The following is a 16,214-nucleotide window of genomic DNA, read 5'->3' as shown; positions in this document are numbered from 1 at the left end:
AGCGATCCAAAGTCGCGGATCACATCACGGGTAACGAGGAGGAAGTAATGAGGCTACGAGCTTATGGTCGCATTCACCCTTCCCAGTCGACTCCGTACGCCTGCCCGAATATCGGATGCACCGGGTCACCGGCTCAGGAGGCGTCCAGGAAGCGGTCGAGCACCCGTACACCGAACTTCAGACCGTCCACCGGGACCCGCTCGTCGACGCCGTGGAACATGCCCGCGAAGTCCAGCTCCGGTGGCAGTTGCAGCGGCGCGAAGCCGAAGCAGCGGATGCCGAGGTCGTCGAAGGACTTGGCGTCGGTGCCGCCGGAGAGCATGTACGGCACGGCCCGGGCGATGGGGTCCTCGGCGCGCAGCGCGGTCTGCATGGCGTCGACGAGCCGGCCGTCGAAGCCGGTCTCCAGGGCCTTGTCGGCGTGCACGTCCTCGCGCCGCACCCGCGGGCCGAGGATGCGGTCGAGGTCGGCGAGGAACTCCTCCTCGTAGCCGGGCAGGAACCGGCCGTCGACGTGTGCGGTGGCCTGGCCGGGGATGACGTTGACCTTGTAGCCCGCGCCGAGCTGGGTGGGCGCCGCCGAGTTGCGCAGGGTGGTGCCGATCATGCGGGCGATACCGCCGAGCTTGGCGAGGGTCTCGTCCATGTTCTCCGGGTCGAGCTCGGTGCCGAGCGCGTCGGAGAGCTCGTCCAGGAAGGCGCGGACGGTCTTGGTGACCCTGACCGGCCACGTGTGGCGGCCGAGGCGGGCGACGGCCTCGCACAGCTCGGTGATGGCGTTGTCGTCGTTGGTCATCGAGCCGTGGCCCGCGGTGCCGTCGACGGTGAGCCGCATCCAGTGCATGCCCTTCTCGGCGGTCTCGACGAGGTAGAGGCGCAGCTTCTCGTTGACGGTGAAGGAGAAGCCGCCGACCTCGCCGATCCCCTCGGTGACGCCCTCGAACAGCTCGGGGTGCTTGCGCACCAGGTGCTTGGCGCCGTAGGTGCCGCCGGCCTCCTCGTCCGCGAGGAAGGCGAGGACGACGTCGCGCGGGGGCTTGCGTCCGCTGCGCAGCCGGTCGCGGACGACCGCGAGGGTCATGGCGTCCATGTCCTTCATGTCGACCGCCCCGCGCCCCCACACGCATCCGTCGGCGATCTCCCCGGAGAACGGGTGGTGCGTCCAGTCGTCGGCGTTGGCCGGTACGACGTCGGTGTGGCCGTGGATGAGCAGGGCGGGCCGGGACGGATCCTCGCCCTCGATCCGGGCGACCGTGGAGGCGCGGCCCGGGTGGGACTCGAAGATCTGCGGTTCGAGGCCCACCTCGGCGAGCTTCTCGGCGACGTACTCGGCCGCCTTGCGCTCGCCGGGGCCGGAGTGGTCGCCGTAGTTGCTGGTGTCGATCCGGATCAGCTCGCGGCAGAGGTCCACGACCTCGTCCTCACTGGTGACGCCCCTGGCCGTGTCCGTCTGGCTCACGTGCTTCCTCCCGCTGCTGGTCTTCCCGCTGGTGGCTGTCCTCATCCTCTCTCCCCCGCGGGCGGGTCCCAAGACCCGGTCCGGCCGGTCCTGCCCCGTTCGGACGACCACGCCGCCGGGCGGGTTGATCGGCCACCCCTGAACACCTGGTAATGTTTACGTCGTCGCCGCGGGGGGAAACCCGCGCGACAGACACCTTGTCCGGGTGGCGGAATGGCAGACGCGCTAGCTTGAGGTGCTAGTGCCCTTTATCGGGCGTGGGGGTTCAAGTCCCCCCTCGGACACATGGAGCGTGAGGGCCGCGACCGCGAGGTCGCGGCCCTCACGGCGTTGTCGCGGAGGTGACCATGACCGCTCGTCCCTGCCCCTGCGGGCTGCCCGAGGCGTACGAGGCCTGTTGCGGGCGTTTCCACGCGGGGGCCGCCGGCGCTCCCACCGCCGAGCGGCTGATGCGGTCGCGGTACTGCGCGTTCGTGCGGCGGCACGGGGCGTATCTGCTGCGGACCTGGCATCCGCGGACGCGGCCGGAGCGGGTCGGCTTCGATCCGTCGACGCGGTGGACCGGGCTGGAGATCCTGGGCGGTGAGGGCGGGTCCGCCTTCCACTCCACCGGGACGGTGACCTTCCGCGCCTCCTACCGGGGCGGTGCGCTGCACGAGCGCAGCCGGTTCGAGCGGGTCGACGGGGCGTGGGTGTACGTGGACGGGGAGTTCCTCGACTAGGGTCCGTTGGGTGCGAGGATGTCCAGTTCGTGGAGGGCGCCCTCGGTGATGTCGCGGGTGAGGCGTTCCGCGCGGGCGGCGTCGCGTTCGCGGACCGCTTCGGCGAGCTGGACGTGCAGGGTGACGGCGGCCGGGTCGGGGTCCTCGAACATCACGTCGTGGTGGGTGCGGCCGGCCAGGACCTCGGCGACGACGTCGCCGAGACGGGCGAACATCTCGTTGCCGGAGGCGTTGAGGATCACGCGGTGGAAGGCCACGTCGTGGAAGAGGTAGCCCTCCAGCTTGTGGCCTCGTGAGTGGGCGACCATGCCGAGGGCGCACTCGGTGAGTTCGGCGCACTGCTCGGCCGTGGCGTTGCGGGCGGCGAGGCCCGCGGCGACCGGTTCGATCGCCGAACGGAGCACCGTGAGCGAGCGCAGTTGCCGGGGGCGGTCGGCGCCGGCCAGCCGCCAGCGGATGACCTGGGGGTCGTACACGTTCCACTCGACGGCCGGTCTGACCGTCACGCCGACGCGGCGCCGGGACTCGACGAGGTGCATGGACTCCAGGACGCGGACCACCTCGCGCATCACGGAGCGCGACACGTCGAAGCGCTGGGCGAGCTCGTCGGTGCGCAGGACGCTGCCGGGCGGGTATGTGCCGGCGGTGATCTCGGGGCCGAGGGTGTCCAGGACACGGCCGTGCAGCCCCCGGCCCTTGGTGGTCATGCACTCAGCGTACGGGGCGGATCACCCGGATAAAAAGTCAGACTTATACGTCACAGACCCTTGAAGTTGTCTTATTAATGAGCTTCAGTTGCCGTCGACATCATGCGTCGACGAAGACAGCGGACAGTGAGGCAGCGATGAACACCCCGAAAGTCGTCGTGATCATGGGCGTGGCAGGCACCGGCAAGACCACCATCGGACCCCTGCTCGCGGCCCGTTCCGACGTGCCGTACGCCGAGGGCGACGACTTCCATCCGCAGGCCAACATCGACAAGATGACGGCCGGCACCCCGCTCACCGACGACGACCGCCGGCCGTGGCTGGATGCCATCGGCGCGTGGGCGCACGAGCGGGCGGGGCACGGCGGGGTGGTCAGCTGCTCGGCGCTGAAGCGGTCGTACCGCGACCGGCTGCGGGCCGCCGCACCCGGTGTGGTGTTCGTGCACCTCACCGGTGACCGCGCGCTCATCGAGGACCGGATGTCGCACCGGCAGGGTCACTTCATGCCCACGGCACTGCTCGACTCCCAGTTCGCCACGCTCCAGCCGCTGGAGCCGGACGAGGCCGGGGTCGCCGTGGACGTGGCGGGCAGCCCCGAGGAGATCACCGACCGGGCGGCCGCCGCCCTCGAGGCCCTCCCCGAGCCCACCTCGTAGGTCCGGCCGGACCCCCCGGGGCGCCTCCACCTCCCCGGTTCTCCCCAACCCCCCGCATACTTAAGGGAAACCACCGTGACCAGACTCAGCGTCGAGATGCTGGCAGCGGACGCACCCGAGCCGATCACCTCGGCCGGCCACGCTCAGCTGGGCATCGCCGTCCTGGCGGGCATCGCCGTCATCGTCCTGCTCATCACCCAGTTCAAGCTGCATGCCTTCCTGTCGCTGACCATCGGGTCGCTGGCGCTCGGCGCGTTCGCCGGGGCGCCGCTGGACGAGGTGATCGGCAGCTTCAGCGCCGGACTCGGTTCCACCGTCGCCGGTGTGGGCGTGCTGATCGCCCTCGGCGCGATCCTCGGCAAGATGCTCGCCGACTCCGGCGGCGCCGATCAGATCGTCGACACCATCCTCGAGCGGGCCAACGGCCGCACCATGCCGTGGGCGATGGTGCTGATCGCCTCGGTGATCGGTCTGCCGCTGTTCTTCGAGGTCGGCGTGGTGCTGCTGATCCCCGTGGTGCTGATGGTCGCCAAGCGCGGCAACTACTCCCTGATGCGCATCGGCATCCCCGCGCTCGCCGGTCTGTCCGTGATGCACGGGCTGGTGCCGCCGCACCCCGGTCCGCTGGTCGCGATCGACGCCGTCGGCGCCAACCTCGGTGTGACGCTGGCCCTGGGCGTGCTCGTCGCGATACCGACGGTCGTCGTGGCCGGTCCGCTGTTCTCCAAGTACGCCGCCCGCTGGGTGGACGTCCCGGCCCCCGAGCGGATGATCCCGCAGCGGCCCTCCGAGGAGCTCGACAAGCGCCCCGGCTTCGGCCCGACGCTGGCCACGATCCTGCTGCCGGTCGTGCTGATGCTGGCCAAGGCGCTGGTCGACATCGTCATCGACGACACCGGGAACTCCGTGCAGCGCGTCTTCGACGTGATCGGTTCCCCGCTGATCGCGCTGCTCGCGGCCGTGCTGGTCGGCATCTTCACGCTGGGTGTGCCCGCCGGGTTCAGCCGGGAGCGCATCTCGTCGCTGGTCGAGAAGGGGCTCGCGCCCATCGCGGGCATCCTGCTGATCGTCGGCGCGGGCGGCGGTTTCAAGCAGACGCTCATCGACACCGGTGTGGGCCAGATGATCCTGGACATCTCCGAGGACTGGTCGATCCCGGCGCTGCTGCTGGCCTGGCTGATCGCGGTGGCGATCCGGCTGGCGACCGGGTCGGCGACCGTGGCGACCGTGTCCGCGGCCGGTCTGGTGGCGCCGCTGGCCGCCGACATGTCGACCACCCACGCCGCGCTGCTGGTGCTGGCGATCGGTGCCGGTTCGCTGTTCTTCAGCCATGTCAACGACGCCGGCTTCTGGCTGGTGAAGGAGTACTTCGGGCTGAACGTCGGTCAGACGATCAAGACCTGGTCGATCATGGAGACGATCATCTCGGTGGTGGCCGGTGCCTTCGTCCTGCTGCTGTCGCTGATCATTTAGCCGGTCCCGTCCGGCCTGCGGCACGCGCGGCCCGTCCGCTCCCCGCCCGGGGGCGGGCGGGCCCGTCCGTGTGCGGGGGCGGCCCGGGGCGCCACAAGGGGTGTTCGCGCTCGGCCCACGCCGTGCCGACCCAGCCGGTGCGCAGACCGCGGCGGGCCTCGGGGTCGGCCAGGGCCATGCCGATGTGCCCGGCGAGGACGATGCCGATGGTCAGCGCCAGCCAGTCGTGCACGAAGGTCGCGCTGGTGCGCCACACCAGCGGGGTGAGACGGGTGAACCACATCAGCAGGCCGGTGCCCAGCATCACCAGGGTGGCGCCCGCGATCCAGGCCGCGTAGAGCTTCTGGCCGGCGTTGAACTTCCCGGCCGGACGGGCGCAGGGGCCCCCGTCGCGGCGCAGGGCGGCCCGCAGCCAGGTGCGGTCGTGCGGGGCGAAGCGGTTGAGCCGGCCGAGGTCGGCACGGAACGCCCGGGACGCCAGGCCGGCGAGGACCGGCAGCGGCAGGGCGAGTCCGGACCACTCGTGGACGGTGACCACGAGGGCCCGGCGGCCCACGAGCTGCGCGAGCTGGGGGACGTAGAGGCAGGCGGCGGTGGCCACGCAGACGCCCATCAGCGCGGCCGTGGCGCGGTGCACCCACCGCTGGACGGGGCCGAAGCGCCGTACGTCCGTGGCGGCGGGCGGGGCGTCAGGTCGTGGGGGCATCGTCGCGTCCGTTCGAGCGGCCGACCCAGGCGTCGATGTCGTAGCCGCGCTCCTCCCAGTAGCCGGGTTCGACGTCCTCGGTGACGGTGATGCCGGAGAGCCACTTGGCGGACTTGTAGAAGTACATCGGGGCCACGTAGAGGCGGGCCGGGCCGCCGTGCGCGTGGCCGAGGTCCTCGTCCCGCATGCGCAGGGCGACCAGGACGTCCGCGCGGCGGGCCTGGTCGAGGGTGAGGCTCTCGGAGTACGCGCCGTCGAAGCAGGTGAAGCGCACGGCACCGGCGCCGGGGCGCACTCCCGCGGCGTCCAGGAGCCGGGACAGGCGCACCCCCTCGAACGGGGTCCGCGGCACCCGCCAGCCGGTGACGCACTGGACGTCGCGGACCATGCGGGTCTGCGGCAGGGCCCTCAGTTCGGCCAGGGTGTAGGCGGCGGGCCGGTCGACGAGGCCGTCGACGGTGAGGCGGTAGGTGTCGGCGTTCTTCCTCGGGACGGAGGAGGTGACCGAGTAGTAGCGGAAGCCGCCGCCGTTGGGGAGCAGTCCGGTCAGGCCGGTGGGGTCCTTGCCCGCGGCTCCGGCGAGGAAGGACTCCAGACCGCGCTGGAGGGTGGGCGCGCCGGCCACGCCGAGGGCACCCAGGCCGAGGGTGCCGAGGAGGACGCGGCGGCCGACGGGCTTGCCCCGGGTGTCCGTCCCGTCCGGCGATTCGGCGTCTTCCGGCGGCTGTTGGGGATTCACCCCTCCATTCGAGCACCCGCGCCCCGGCCGTGCCAGGGATCGCGGGTGCCCGTCAGAGTTCCGTAACCACCGCCTCCTACGCGCCGCGCTCGGCCTCCTGGTCGAGTTGGAACGCCTCGTTGCCGAGCCCGATGCGGGCGTGCGTCTCCGGGGCGCGGGAGCGCAGCACGGCGCCGTGGATCAGGCCGACGACGAGGGCGAGGCCGATGACGCCGGGCAGGATCCAGCTCAGGGCGGAGTCGGGTCCGGCCCCGACCAGCACGTCGAAGTCCTTGACCGTGTAGCCGGCGATCACCACCAGAGCGAGGCCGGCGATGCTCGACGTGACCAGCCGCCAGGCCTGCGCGCCGGCGGCGCCGCGCCGGACGAAGAAGACCACGACGGACAGGGAGGCGATGGCCATCAGGACGATCACGCCGAGCGCGCCGATGTTGCCGCCCCAGGTGAACAGGCGCAGCACCGGCGCGGTCGGGTCGCCGGTGGGCTTGTCGTCGGTGAGGGCGAAGGCGAGCACCAGCACGGTGGCGATGCCGGTCTGGAGCAGGGAGCCGGTGCCGGGGGCGCCGCTGGTGCCGGTGGTACGGCCGAAGGCGGCGGGCAGCAGGCCCTCACGGCCCATGGCGAAGGCGTACCGGGCGACGACGTTGTGGAAGCTGAGCATCGCCGCGAACATGCCGGTCACGAAGAGGATGTGCAGGACGTCGGTGAAGGCGGTGCCGAGCCGGTCCTCGGTGAGGAAGAACAGCAGGCCCGCGCTCTGCTCCTGGGAGGTGGCGATGATGCCGGAGGGGCCGGTGGCGACGGTGAGCGCCCAGCTGCTGATGGCGAAGAAGACGGCGACCCCGGTGACGGCGAGGAACATCACGCGCGGCACGACCTCGTGCGGCTTGCTGGTCTCCTCGGCGTAGACGGGGGCCTGTTCGAAGCCGAGGAAGGCGGCGATGCAGAAGCACAGGGCGGTGCCGACGCCGGCGCCGGTGAGGGTGTCCGGGTTGAAGGCGTGCAGCGAGAGGCCCTCCCTGCCGGGGTCGGCGATGGCGGCGACGTCGAAGACGACGACCAGCAGCACCTCGATGACCAGCAGGACGCCGAGGACGCGCGCGTTGACGTCGATCTTCAGCCAGCCCAGCGCGCCGACGGCCAGCACGGCCACCAGCGAGGGTATCCACCAGGCGACCTCGAGGTCGGCGTAGGTGGCGAAGAGGCTGGAGACCTCGAAGCCGAAGATGCCGTAGATGCCGACCTGGAGGGAGTTGTAGGCGACGAGGGCGACCAGGGCGGCGCCCGCGCCGGCGGTGCCGCCGAGTCCGCGGGAGATGTAGGCGTAGAAGGCGCCGGCGTTGTGGACGTGCCGGCTCATCTCGGCGTAGCCGAGGCTGAAGAGGACCAGCACGAGGCCGAGGACCACGAAGAGCAGCGGCTGGCCGACGATGCCCATCACCGCGAATGTGGTGGGCATGACACCGGCCACCACCATGAGCGGGGCGGTCGCGGCGAGTACGGAGAGCAGCAGGCCCCCCGTGCCGAGGCGGTCGGCGCGCAACGCGCGTTCCTGCCCCTTGAACGTACTGATGCCGTCTGCGGCGGCTCTGCTGGTTCTCGAACTGTCCGTCGTCATCTCGAGACCGTCCTCGGGTCGGGGGTGTTGGCGGGTGCGCGGGGGGGGGGGGGGGTGGGGGCTGGGGTCAGGCCGTGCCCAGGGCGGCGGCTCGGGCGGCGCGGAAGGCGGTCATGGCGTCACGTTCCGGATAGGACCAGGGGGCGGGGGTGGCGTGGTCGCCGATGCGGTGGAAGAGGGCGGCGGCCTCGGCGCTCCGGCCCTCGCACACCTTGGCGTGGGCGAGGAAGTTGAGGTCGACGAGCCGGCGCGGGTGGTCTTCGCGCTCCCACTCCAGCCACCAGTCGAAGGCGGCCTTCATCACCTGCCGGGCACGGCGGCCCACCCAGTGGCCGGAGGCGACCGGGTCGGCGGGCTCGTGCCCCGCGGCGGCCAGGGTGCGGTAGCGCTCGGCGTGCGCGATGACCGGCAGGATCGCCAGCGGCGAGTCGGCGGGCGCCTGTTCGGCGGCCCAGTTGGCGAAGTCGTACACCTCGTGCAGCGGGTCCGGGCCCGCCTCCACGCGTCGCTCCGCGAGCCAGGCGACCACCAGGTGGTGGGCGTGGTGGTGGTCCGCGTACCGGGTGCGGACCTGCTCGAAGACGCGGACCACGTCCCCCTCCGCGCCCAGGGAGCATTCCAGGAGCAGCAGACCGAGCCAGGGAGTGGGGTCGGCGGGCAGCAACTCCGCGGCCTTGAGGCAGCTCTCGCGCACGCGGGCCGTCTTCTCCTTGCCGCGCAGCGCACGGCGCACCTGGGCCAGAGCCAGCAGCACGGAGGCGTCACCGGAGCCGGGCTCGGCGAGCAGCCACTCGCGCGCCCAGGCGGCCGTGTGCGTCTCCCGCGCGAGCACCGTGACCCGGTGGCCCCGGCGGTCCCAGTCGTCCCCGGTCTGCACCAGCAGCGAACGGGTGTTCTGCCACCGACCCTGCGCCAACGCGGCGCGTGCGGCGACGAGTTCGGCGTCGTCAAGGGCCTCGTCGAAGGCCTGTGCCCCGCGCTTGCGGGCACGGCCGAGGGGAGGCGGGGGTGGGGACACCGCGGGACTTCCTCACGCGCTCTTCTTATGCTTCGCTCACGGCGGGCGGTCGGTACGACAGTGGTCGACTGCCGTGTGCCATGAGCTGATCACAGACAGCAAACCGCCAGCCAACGGATCACGTCAAGGGCAACCGGGTTGTTACACGCGTCAACCGCGGTCACGAACAGGCAACTTGTCGGACTCGCGGGGCCGGGCTCGGAGCGTGGCGCGGTGCGGGGCGCTGTGCGGGGCCGGGCGCGCTGCTTGGATGGCCGTATGAGTGCTGACGAGATCATCGACATCGTCGACGAGAACGACCGGGTGGTCGGGCGGTCGCCCCGCGGCGAGGCCTACGCGCGGGGCCTGCGCCACCGCTGCGCCTTCGTCCTCGCCCGGGACGCCGAGGGGCGGATCTTCGTCCACCGCCGGACGCCGGGCAAGCTGGTCTTCCCGTCCCTGTACGACATGTTCGTCGGCGGCGTGGTCGGCGCGGGCGAGGACTACGCCGAGGCGGCCCTGCGGGAGGCCGAGGAGGAGCTGGGCGTGAGCGGACTCCCCCGCCCCGAGTACCTCTTCAAGTTCCTGTACGACGACGGGGCGGGCCGGACCTGGTGGTCGGCGGTGTACGAGGTGCGCTGCGAGCTGCCGGTGCGGCCGCAGGCCGAGGAGGTGGCGTGGCACGCCTTCCTGCCCCGGGCCGAGGTGGAGCGGCGCCTCGCCGAGGGTGAGTGGGAGTGGGTGCCGGACGGGCTGGCGGCGTACGAGCGGCTCAGGGCGTGGCGGTCGGGGAAGGGCGGGCCGGGTGGTCCCGGAGGCGCGGACGGCCCCGGGGGTTCGGGTTCGGCGGAGCCGTCGGTAGGGTCGCCGACGTGATCGAGTATGTGCGGAACGTCCGGTTGTGGTTCGCGCCCGCGGCGATGCGGGAGGAGGGCGACACGCCCGACTACCGGTTCTCGCTGGCCAACGAGCGCACCTTCCTCGCCTGGCTGCGGACCGCCCTCGCGCTGGTCGGCGGCGGGTTCGCCCTGGACCAGTTCCTGCCGGATCTGCGGTGGGGCTGGCGGGTGGGGCTGGCGCTGGCGCTGCTCAGCGCCGGGGCGCTGTGCGCGCTGCGGGCCGTCAACCACTGGGTGCGGTGCGAGCGGGCCATGCGGCGCGGTGAGGATCTGCCGGTGTCACGGTTCCCGGCGGTGCTGAGTGTGGTGGTGTCGGTGGTGGCCGCGGCGATGATCGTGGTGGTGCTGGTGGGGTTGGAGGGGTGGCAGAGGTGAGCGGGGCGGGATCCCCGGGGGCCGCGTCTTCGGGGGACGGAGCCCCGCAGCCCGAGCGGGATCCCGGGTTGCAGTCGGAGCGGACCCGGCTGGCGTGGCGGCGTACGACGCTGTCGAGCACGGTGGTGGCCGTGCTGGCCGGGAAGGCGCTGCTGGGGAGTGGGGGTGCGGTGGGGGTCGTGGTGGCGGCGGGGGTGGTGTTCGCCGCCTGCTGGGTGGGGTTCTGGATGATCGCCCATCGGCGGATCCGGGGGCTGGAGGGGACGCGGGTGCCGGAGACGCTGGAGCATCGGCATGCGGTGACCGCGGTGGCGTGTGTGGTGGCGACGGTGGTGTGTGGGGTGTGGCCGGTGGTGCGGGGGTGAGGCCGCAGGCAGTGTTTCGCCCCCGTCGCCCTTTCCCGTCCCGTCCCCGGGGGCACTGCCCCCGGACCCCCTTGTCGGCCCTTCGGGCCTCGTCCTCAAACTCCCCCAAAGGGGGTACCCCCAGACGGACTGAATCGTCCGGGCGGGCCGGTCAGTCATCCGGGCTGGTCAGTCGGGAAGGGTGACCACGATCTTGCCCCTGGTGCGGCCCTCCTGGTTCAGGCGGTGGGCGTCCGGGGTGCGTTCCAGGGGGAAGGTTTCCGAGACGTGGACCGTCACCGCGCCCTGTTCCGCCAGGTCGGACAGGTGGGCCAGGTCCTGGGGGTCCGGGCGGACGAACCAGTACTGACCGCCGTAGGACAGCACCTCGGGGTCGGTGATCGAGACCAGGCGGCCGTCCGGGGTGAGGAGGGTCGCGGAGGCCTTCAGGGCGTCCCCGCCGACCGTGTCGAGCACGGCGTCCACCCCCTCGGGGGCCAGCCCGCGCACCCGTTCCGCGAGGCCCTCGCCGTAGCTCACCGGCTCCGCGCCCAGGCCCCGGACGAAGTCGTGGTTGCGCTCGCTCGCCGTGCCGATGACCCGGGCTCCGAGGTGGGCGGCGAGCTGGACGGCGATGGAGCCGACCCCGCCGGCCGCCGCGTGCACCAGGACGGTCTCGCCGCGCTTGGCCTCGAGGACCCGGTGCAGCGCCTGGTACGCGGTGAGACCGGCGAGGGGGAGGCCGGCCGCCTCCTCGAAGGACAGGTTGCGCGGCTTGCGTGCGAGCGTACGCACCGGCGCGGCCACGTACTCGGCGAAGGTGCCCTCGGACAGGACGTCCTGGCGCACGTAGCCGATCACCTCGTCACCCGCGGAGAACTCCGGGACCGCGATCCCCGTCCGGACGACCACGCCGGAGACGTCCCAGCCGGGAACGACCGGGAAGACGGGCCGCAGCAGGGAGTCGAGGTAGCCCTCACGGCACTTCCAGTCCACCGGGTTGACCGCCGCCGCCCGCACCCTCACCAGCACCGAGTCGGGGCCGACCCTGGGCTCGTCGAGTTCCGTGACGCCGAGCACCTCGGGGCCGCCGTACCGTGTGTAACTGATCGCCTTCATGCGAATGACCCTCCACGACCCGTTTCCGGTTCGCAAGCCGGACGCCCGGGGGTGGGGGCGGGCGCCTATCGTGGGCCCGATCACGTTTCGCCGCCGCTCTGGACGACATACCGACCGGTCGGCATCATAGGTGGCACCGTCCCCTGCCGCGAGGAGCCGCGATGAGCCCCGACCACCCGCCCGGACTCGATCCCGACCGGCTCCGCGGCCTGCTCGAACGGGAGCGGCCTGGTCTGGTGAACGGCCCGCTCACCGGCCGGCTGATCGAGGGCGGCAGGTCGAACCTCACGTACACGGTCACCGACGGCACCTCCAGGTGGGTCGTACGGCGTCCCCCGCTCGGCCATGTCCTGGCCACCGCGCACGACATGAAGCGCGAGCACCGGGTGATCAGCGCGCTGCATCCGACCCCCGTACCGGTACCGCGCACCGTGCTGCTGTGCGAGGACGAGGAGGTGCTCGGGGCGCCCTTCTACGTCATGGAGTTCGTCGAGGGCACCCCGTACCGCACGGCGGACCAGCTCGCCCCGCTCGGCCCCGAGCGCACCCGGGACGCCGTGCTGAACCTGGTGGACACGCTCGTCGAGCTGCACGCCGTCGAGCCGGGCGAGGTGGGGCTGGCGGACTTCGGCCGGCCCGAGGGGTTCCTGGACCGGCAGCTGCGGCGCTGGGGCAAGCAGCTGGACGCCTCCCGCAACCGGGAGCTGGCCGGGATCGACGAGCTGCACGCCGCGCTCGGCCGCGGACTGCCCCCCTCCCCCGCGCCCGCCGTGGTGCACGGCGACTACCGCCTCGACAACGCGCTGATCGGCGAGGACGAGGGGATCAAGGCCGTCCTCGACTGGGAGATGTCCACCCTCGGGGATCCGCTGACCGACCTCGGGCTGCTGGTGATGTACAGCATGCCGCTGGGCCTGCCGGACTCCCCCGTCTCCACGACCGCCGAGGCCCCCGGGCACCCCGCGCCCGCCGAGCTGGTCGAGCGGTACGCCGCGCGGTCGGGGCGTGATGTCTCCGGGGTGTCCTGGTACACGGCGTTCGCCTGGTTCAAGCTCGCGGTGATCCTCGAGGGCATCCACTACCGCTACACGCTGGGCCGGACGGTCGGGGGCGGCTTCGACCGCATCGGCGATCTGGTGCCGGTCTTCATCGAGCACGGTCTGACCACTCTTCAGGAAGGCTGAGAGCACATGGACTTCGCGTTCGACGCGCGCACCGAGGAGCTGCGCGGCAGGCTGCTCGCCTTCATGGACGAGTACGTGTACCCGGCCGAGCGGGTCGCGCACGAGCAGCGCGAGCGGCTGGCCTCGCCGTGGGAGAGTGTCCCCGTGGTCGAGGAGCTGAAGGCCGAGGCCCGTCGGCAGGGCCTGTGGAACCTGTTCGTGCCGGACTCCGAGCACGGCGCCGGGCTGACCAACCTGCAGTACGCCCCGCTCGCCGAGATCATGGGCCGCTCCCCGCAGATCGCGCCGACGGTCACCAACTGCGCGGCGCCCGACACCGGGAACATGGAGGTCCTGGCGCAGTTCGGCGACGAGCGGCAGAAGAAGCAGTGGCTCCAGCCGCTGCTCGCGGGTGAGATCCGGTCGGCGTTCGCGATGACCGAACCGGAGGTGGCCTCCTCGGACGCCACCAACATCACCACGCGCATCGAGCGGGACGAGGGGGGCACCTCCCGCTCGAGCGGAGCCGAGAGTGGGGGAGAGTACGTCGTCACCGGCCGCAAGTGGTACATCTCCGGGGCGATGCACCCGGACTGCAGGATCTTCATCGTGATGGGCAAGACCGATCCGGACGGGGCGGACATCCGCCGCCAGCAGTCCATGGTGCTGGTCCCGCGCGACACCCCGGGTGTCACGGTCGAGCGCGCGATGCGGGTCTTCGGCTACGAGGACCACTACCACGGCGGACACGCGGAGGTGGTCTTCGACCACGCGCGCGTGCCGGTGTCGAACCTGATCGGCGAGGAGGGCGGCGGCTTCGCCATCGCCCAGGCCCGGCTCGGTCCCGGCCGGATCCACCACTGCATGCGGCTGATCGGCATGGCCGAGCGCGCCATCGAGCTGATGTGCCGGCGGGCGGTGGGCCGGGACGCGTTCGGCAAGGCGCTGGCCCAGCAGGGCGTGGTGCAGAACTGGATCGCCGACGCGCGCGTGGCGGTCGAGCAGCTGCGGCTGCTGGTGCTGAAGACGGCCTGGATGATGGACACGGTCGGCAACCGGGGCGCCCACACCGAGATCCAGGCCATCAAGATCGCCACGCCGCGTACGGTCGTCGGGATCCTCGACCGGGCGATCCAGCTGTACGGGGCGGGCGGGGTCAGCCAGGACTTCCCGCTGGCCGAGCTGTACGCCGGTGCCCGCACGCTGATGATCGCCGACGGGCCCGACGAGGTGCACCAGCGGTCGCTGGCGCGCCGGGAGCTGAAGCGGTACCTCTGACGACGGCGGTCGTCCTCCTCAGTAGCCGCCGAACGGTGTGTGGTCCGTCAGCGCCAGCGCGCGCAGGATCACCTGCGACGTCACCCAGGCGGGGCTGCTGGTGGATCTGGTGCGGGCCGGGATCGGGGTGGCGTTCGTGCCCCGGCCGATCGGTGAGCGGGCGGGGCTGCCGTGCATCACGGTCCGGCAGCCGGATCCGGGGCGCACGGTGGTGCTGGCCGGGCGCGGGGCACGGCCGCGCAACGCGGCGGCGGGCGCGCTGCTCGATCACCTCATGGGCCGGGGGCGGCTCACGGTCGCAGTGCCCGCAGCAGCAGGTCCGCCAGATGGTCGGCGACTTCCTGCGGGCTGAGCGGGCCGTCGGGGCGGTACCAGGTGGACAGGTGGTGCACGGAGCCGAAGTGGTAGTCGACCACGAGGTCGGCCGGGGTGGCCGTGGAGAAGACGCCCTCTCGCTGTCCCTCCTCGATCAGCGCGCGGAAGCGTTCGTGGTAGCGGCGGCGCTCGGCGCGCACCTGCTTGTTCTTCTCGGGGCTGAGGTGATGCATGGAGCGGAAGAAGATCGACGCGTCGTCGAGGTTCTCGATCGTGGTGACGACGACGTCGGCCGCGGCGTCGCGCAGCCGCTTCTCGACGGGTTCGTCGGCGTCCGCGAAGTGGTCCAGGCGTTCCTGCTGGAGGCGCAGCACGCGCGCGTACACCTCGTGCAGCAGATCGTCCTTGGAGCCGAAGTAGTGGTACAGCGCCCCCTTGGTGACTCCGGCCGCCTCGACGATCTCCTGCACCGAGGTGCGGTCGTAGCCCTGCTCGGCGAAGAGCCGGGTGGCGGCGGCCAGGAGCCGCTGCGGCACAGGCGTCCCGTCACCGTCCGTTGTCCTGGGCACTGCCGCCACCCGCCTTTCCGTGTCGCTGTCCTGAGTCGTGGTGGATCGGGAAACGCTCTTCCCGACCGAGGATCTTCCCACTGACCGTCTCCGGCCGGTCCGGCAGGATCCCCGCCCGCAGCGCATCCTCGCAGGCGGTCAGTCTCTCCCCGGGGTGCCCGGCAGGTACAGCCGGGTCGGATCCGGGGCGGCGGGGCGGGTCAGCGGGCCGTCTCCCAGTGCCGCTGGATGCGGTTCATGCCGGCGATCCAGCGGTCGGGGTCGGTGGCGCGGGTCTGGTAGTACTCGGCGACCTCGGGGTGCGGGAGGATCAGGAAGCGGTCCTCCTCGATGCCCCGGAAGAGGGCGTCGGCCACGTCGTCCGGTTCGACGGCGGTCGGCCTGAGGACCAGGTCGCCCGCGCTGCCGCTGGCGTCGAGCATGTCGGTGCGCACGCCCTGCGGGCAGATCGCGTGGACCTTCACCCCGCGGTGGCGGTACGTCAGCGACAGCCACTCGGCGAAGGCGTAGGCGCCGTGCTTGGTGACGGCGTAGGGGGCGGCGCCGACCATGGAGAGCAGTCCGGCGGCGGAGACGGTGGAGACGAAGCGGCCGCTGCCGCGCTCCAGCCAGTCCGGGAGCAGCGCGTGCGCCGCGCGGACGTGCGCCATGACGTTGACGTCCCAGGACAGGGCCCAGCTCCGCTCGTCGAGGGGGTCTTCCGGCTCCCCGCTGCCAGCGGCGACGCCGGCGTTGGCGCAGTAGACGTCGACCGTGCCGCCGAGCGCGTCGCGGGCGTCGGTGACGATCGCGGAGGCGTCGCCCGGGACCGCGAGGCCGTCGATCTCCTCAGCGACGGCCTTGGCACGGCCGGCGTCCAGATCGTTGACGACGACGCGTGCCCCCTGGGCGGCGAAGCGGCGGGCGAGCGCGGCTCCGATGCCGGCCCCGGCTCCTGTGACGACCACCTTCGCACCTTGCAGGGTGTGCACCATGGCTTCCTCCGACGCGGCTCCGAGCGACTTCCGCAGGACAGACTAACCGGTCGGTATGCGTGGTGGAAGGGGCGTTGCGAGGCAGGCCGGTCGGGTTCGTT

Annotated in this window: 19 protein-coding genes and 1 tRNA gene; 10 read left to right on the top strand and 10 right to left on the bottom strand. The window is 72.1% G+C overall.

The genetic code is table 11. The features are described 5' to 3' along the window. Positions 1 to 133: 133 nt before the first annotated feature. A complete protein-coding gene (locus AC5L3C_RS30545; protein WP_493652221.1) occupies positions 134 to 1,459 on the bottom strand; it encodes a M20/M25/M40 family metallo-hydrolase in 1,326 nt (441 codons plus the stop codon). Positions 1,460 to 1,658: 199 nt separating this feature from the next. Here AC5L3C_RS30545 and AC5L3C_RS30540 point away from each other — a divergent pair. Together AC5L3C_RS30540 and AC5L3C_RS30535 are read left to right on the top strand one after the other, a co-directional pair. Further along, positions 1,659 to 1,743: transfer RNA gene (locus AC5L3C_RS30540), tRNA-Leu, on the top strand. Between the two features lie 63 nt (positions 1,744 to 1,806). Beyond that, entirely contained in the window at positions 1,807 to 2,181 is a 375-nt protein-coding gene (locus tag AC5L3C_RS30535; RefSeq protein WP_493652219.1) for a YchJ family protein, read from the top strand. On the opposite strand, the gene AC5L3C_RS30530 is transcribed toward AC5L3C_RS30535, so the two are convergent. Continuing rightward, on the bottom strand, positions 2,178 to 2,888 hold the full coding sequence (locus tag AC5L3C_RS30530) for a FadR/GntR family transcriptional regulator (RefSeq protein WP_493652217.1): 711 nt from the start codon (positions 2,886 to 2,888) through the stop codon (positions 2,178 to 2,180). The genes AC5L3C_RS30535 and AC5L3C_RS30530 overlap by 4 nt on opposite strands. 137 nt (positions 2,889 to 3,025) lie before the next feature. On the opposite strand from AC5L3C_RS30530, the gene AC5L3C_RS30525 reads away from it, so the two are divergent. After that, positions 3,026 to 3,544 carry a gluconokinase gene (locus tag AC5L3C_RS30525; protein WP_493652215.1) on the top strand — a complete coding sequence of 173 codons (519 nt, stop codon included), beginning with the start codon at positions 3,026 to 3,028 and terminating at the stop codon, positions 3,542 to 3,544. A gap of 75 nt (positions 3,545 to 3,619) precedes the next feature. Further along, a complete protein-coding gene (locus AC5L3C_RS30520; RefSeq protein ID WP_493652213.1) occupies positions 3,620 to 5,017 on the top strand; it encodes a GntT/GntP/DsdX family permease in 1,398 nt (465 codons plus the stop codon). Here AC5L3C_RS30520 and AC5L3C_RS30515 read toward each other — a convergent pair. The 4 genes from AC5L3C_RS30515 to AC5L3C_RS30500 form a co-directional block, all read right to left on the bottom strand. Then, positions 5,010 to 5,723 carry a cytochrome b/b6 domain-containing protein gene (locus AC5L3C_RS30515; protein WP_493652211.1) on the bottom strand — a complete coding sequence of 238 codons (714 nt, stop codon included), beginning with the start codon at positions 5,721 to 5,723 and terminating at the stop codon, positions 5,010 to 5,012. The genes AC5L3C_RS30520 and AC5L3C_RS30515 overlap by 8 nt on opposite strands. Continuing rightward, complete coding sequence (locus tag AC5L3C_RS30510) at positions 5,707 to 6,462, bottom strand: molybdopterin-dependent oxidoreductase (RefSeq protein ID WP_125507854.1); 756 nt, start codon at positions 6,460 to 6,462, stop codon at positions 5,707 to 5,709. Before AC5L3C_RS30510 ends, AC5L3C_RS30515 begins: the two co-directional genes overlap by 17 nt. A 76-nt stretch (positions 6,463 to 6,538) precedes the next feature. Next, the gene (locus tag AC5L3C_RS30505; protein WP_493652209.1) at positions 6,539 to 8,080 is read right to left on the bottom strand and encodes an APC family permease; all 1,542 of its coding nucleotides are present in this window, start codon (positions 8,078 to 8,080) and stop codon (positions 6,539 to 6,541) included. A gap of 67 nt (positions 8,081 to 8,147) precedes the next feature. After that, on the bottom strand, positions 8,148 to 9,098 hold the full coding sequence (locus AC5L3C_RS30500; protein WP_493652207.1) for a hypothetical protein: 951 nt from the start codon (positions 9,096 to 9,098) through the stop codon (positions 8,148 to 8,150). 258 nt (positions 9,099 to 9,356) lie between these two features. Here AC5L3C_RS30500 and AC5L3C_RS30495 point away from each other — a divergent pair, with 258 nt between their 5' ends. From AC5L3C_RS30495 to AC5L3C_RS30485, 3 genes are all read left to right on the top strand, one after another. Next, complete coding sequence (locus tag AC5L3C_RS30495; protein ID WP_493652205.1) at positions 9,357 to 9,953, top strand: NUDIX domain-containing protein; 597 nt, start codon at positions 9,357 to 9,359, stop codon at positions 9,951 to 9,953. Beyond that, on the top strand, positions 9,950 to 10,351 hold the full coding sequence (locus AC5L3C_RS30490; RefSeq protein WP_493652203.1) for a YidH family protein: 402 nt from the start codon (positions 9,950 to 9,952) through the stop codon (positions 10,349 to 10,351). Before AC5L3C_RS30495 ends, AC5L3C_RS30490 begins: the two co-directional genes overlap by 4 nt. 68 nt (positions 10,352 to 10,419) lie before the next feature. After that, a complete protein-coding gene (locus tag AC5L3C_RS30485) occupies positions 10,420 to 10,716 on the top strand; it encodes a DUF202 domain-containing protein (RefSeq protein ID WP_493652202.1) in 297 nt (98 codons plus the stop codon). Between the two features lie 168 nt (positions 10,717 to 10,884). Here the strand turns inward: AC5L3C_RS30485 and AC5L3C_RS30480 are convergent, their stop codons facing one another. Continuing rightward, entirely contained in the window at positions 10,885 to 11,814 is a 930-nt protein-coding gene (locus AC5L3C_RS30480; protein WP_493652201.1) for an NADP-dependent oxidoreductase, read from the bottom strand. 161 nt (positions 11,815 to 11,975) lie between these two features. Here AC5L3C_RS30480 and AC5L3C_RS30475 point away from each other — a divergent pair, with 161 nt between their 5' ends. Further along, positions 11,976 to 12,998: a phosphotransferase family protein gene (locus tag AC5L3C_RS30475; protein WP_493652200.1), complete on the top strand. Its 1,023-nt coding sequence runs from the start codon at positions 11,976 to 11,978 to the stop codon at positions 12,996 to 12,998. A 6-nt stretch (positions 12,999 to 13,004) separates the two neighbouring features. Beyond that, on the top strand, positions 13,005 to 14,255 hold the full coding sequence (locus tag AC5L3C_RS30470; protein ID WP_493652198.1) for an acyl-CoA dehydrogenase family protein: 1,251 nt from the start codon (positions 13,005 to 13,007) through the stop codon (positions 14,253 to 14,255). Positions 14,256 to 14,273: 18 nt separating this feature from the next. On the opposite strand, the gene AC5L3C_RS30465 is transcribed toward AC5L3C_RS30470, so the two are convergent. Then, complete coding sequence (locus tag AC5L3C_RS30465) at positions 14,274 to 14,435, bottom strand: hypothetical protein (RefSeq protein ID WP_493654207.1); 162 nt, start codon at positions 14,433 to 14,435, stop codon at positions 14,274 to 14,276. Between AC5L3C_RS30465 and AC5L3C_RS30460 the strand changes: the two genes are divergently transcribed. Continuing rightward, positions 14,356 to 14,607: a hypothetical protein gene (locus AC5L3C_RS30460; protein ID WP_493654091.1), complete on the top strand. Its 252-nt coding sequence runs from the start codon at positions 14,356 to 14,358 to the stop codon at positions 14,605 to 14,607. The genes AC5L3C_RS30465 and AC5L3C_RS30460 overlap by 80 nt on opposite strands. On the opposite strand, the gene AC5L3C_RS30455 is transcribed toward AC5L3C_RS30460, so the two are convergent. Beyond that, entirely contained in the window at positions 14,546 to 15,139 is a 594-nt protein-coding gene (locus AC5L3C_RS30455; protein ID WP_125507833.1) for a TetR/AcrR family transcriptional regulator, read from the bottom strand. The two genes, AC5L3C_RS30460 and AC5L3C_RS30455, sit on opposite strands and share 62 nt — an antisense overlap. Positions 15,140 to 15,339: 200 nt before the next feature. Beyond that, positions 15,340 to 16,113: an SDR family oxidoreductase gene (locus tag AC5L3C_RS30450; protein WP_493652196.1), complete on the bottom strand. Its 774-nt coding sequence runs from the start codon at positions 16,111 to 16,113 to the stop codon at positions 15,340 to 15,342. Positions 16,114 to 16,214 lie beyond the last annotated feature (101 nt).

It is taken from the genome of Streptomyces speibonae (assembly GCF_984686075.1).
The sequence above is the reverse complement of the archived record's forward strand: the minus strand, read 5'-3'. Positions and strand labels throughout refer to the sequence as shown.

Excerpts from the sequence above, each read along its gene's own strand:
- AC5L3C_RS30535 (WP_493652219.1), top strand. The coding sequence starts at position 1,807 with ATGACCGCTCGTCCCTGCCCCTGCGGGCTGCCCGAGGCGTACGAGGCC.
- AC5L3C_RS30530 (WP_493652217.1), bottom strand. The coding sequence starts at position 2,888 with ATGACCACCAAGGGCCGGGGGCTGCACGGCCGTGTCCTGGACACCCTC.
- AC5L3C_RS30525 (WP_493652215.1), top strand. The coding sequence starts at position 3,026 with ATGAACACCCCGAAAGTCGTCGTGATCATGGGCGTGGCAGGCACCGGC.
- AC5L3C_RS30515 (WP_493652211.1), bottom strand. The coding sequence starts at position 5,723 with ATGCCCCCACGACCTGACGCCCCGCCCGCCGCCACGGACGTACGGCGC.
- AC5L3C_RS30505 (WP_493652209.1), bottom strand. The coding sequence starts at position 8,080 with ATGACGACGGACAGTTCGAGAACCAGCAGAGCCGCCGCAGACGGCATC.
- AC5L3C_RS30495 (WP_493652205.1), top strand. The coding sequence starts at position 9,357 with ATGAGTGCTGACGAGATCATCGACATCGTCGACGAGAACGACCGGGTG.
- AC5L3C_RS30480 (WP_493652201.1), bottom strand. The coding sequence starts at position 11,814 with ATGAAGGCGATCAGTTACACACGGTACGGCGGCCCCGAGGTGCTCGGC.
- AC5L3C_RS30475 (WP_493652200.1), top strand. The coding sequence starts at position 11,976 with ATGAGCCCCGACCACCCGCCCGGACTCGATCCCGACCGGCTCCGCGGC.
- AC5L3C_RS30470 (WP_493652198.1), top strand. The coding sequence starts at position 13,005 with ATGGACTTCGCGTTCGACGCGCGCACCGAGGAGCTGCGCGGCAGGCTG.
- AC5L3C_RS30450 (WP_493652196.1), bottom strand. The coding sequence starts at position 16,113 with ATGGTGCACACCCTGCAAGGTGCGAAGGTGGTCGTCACAGGAGCCGGG.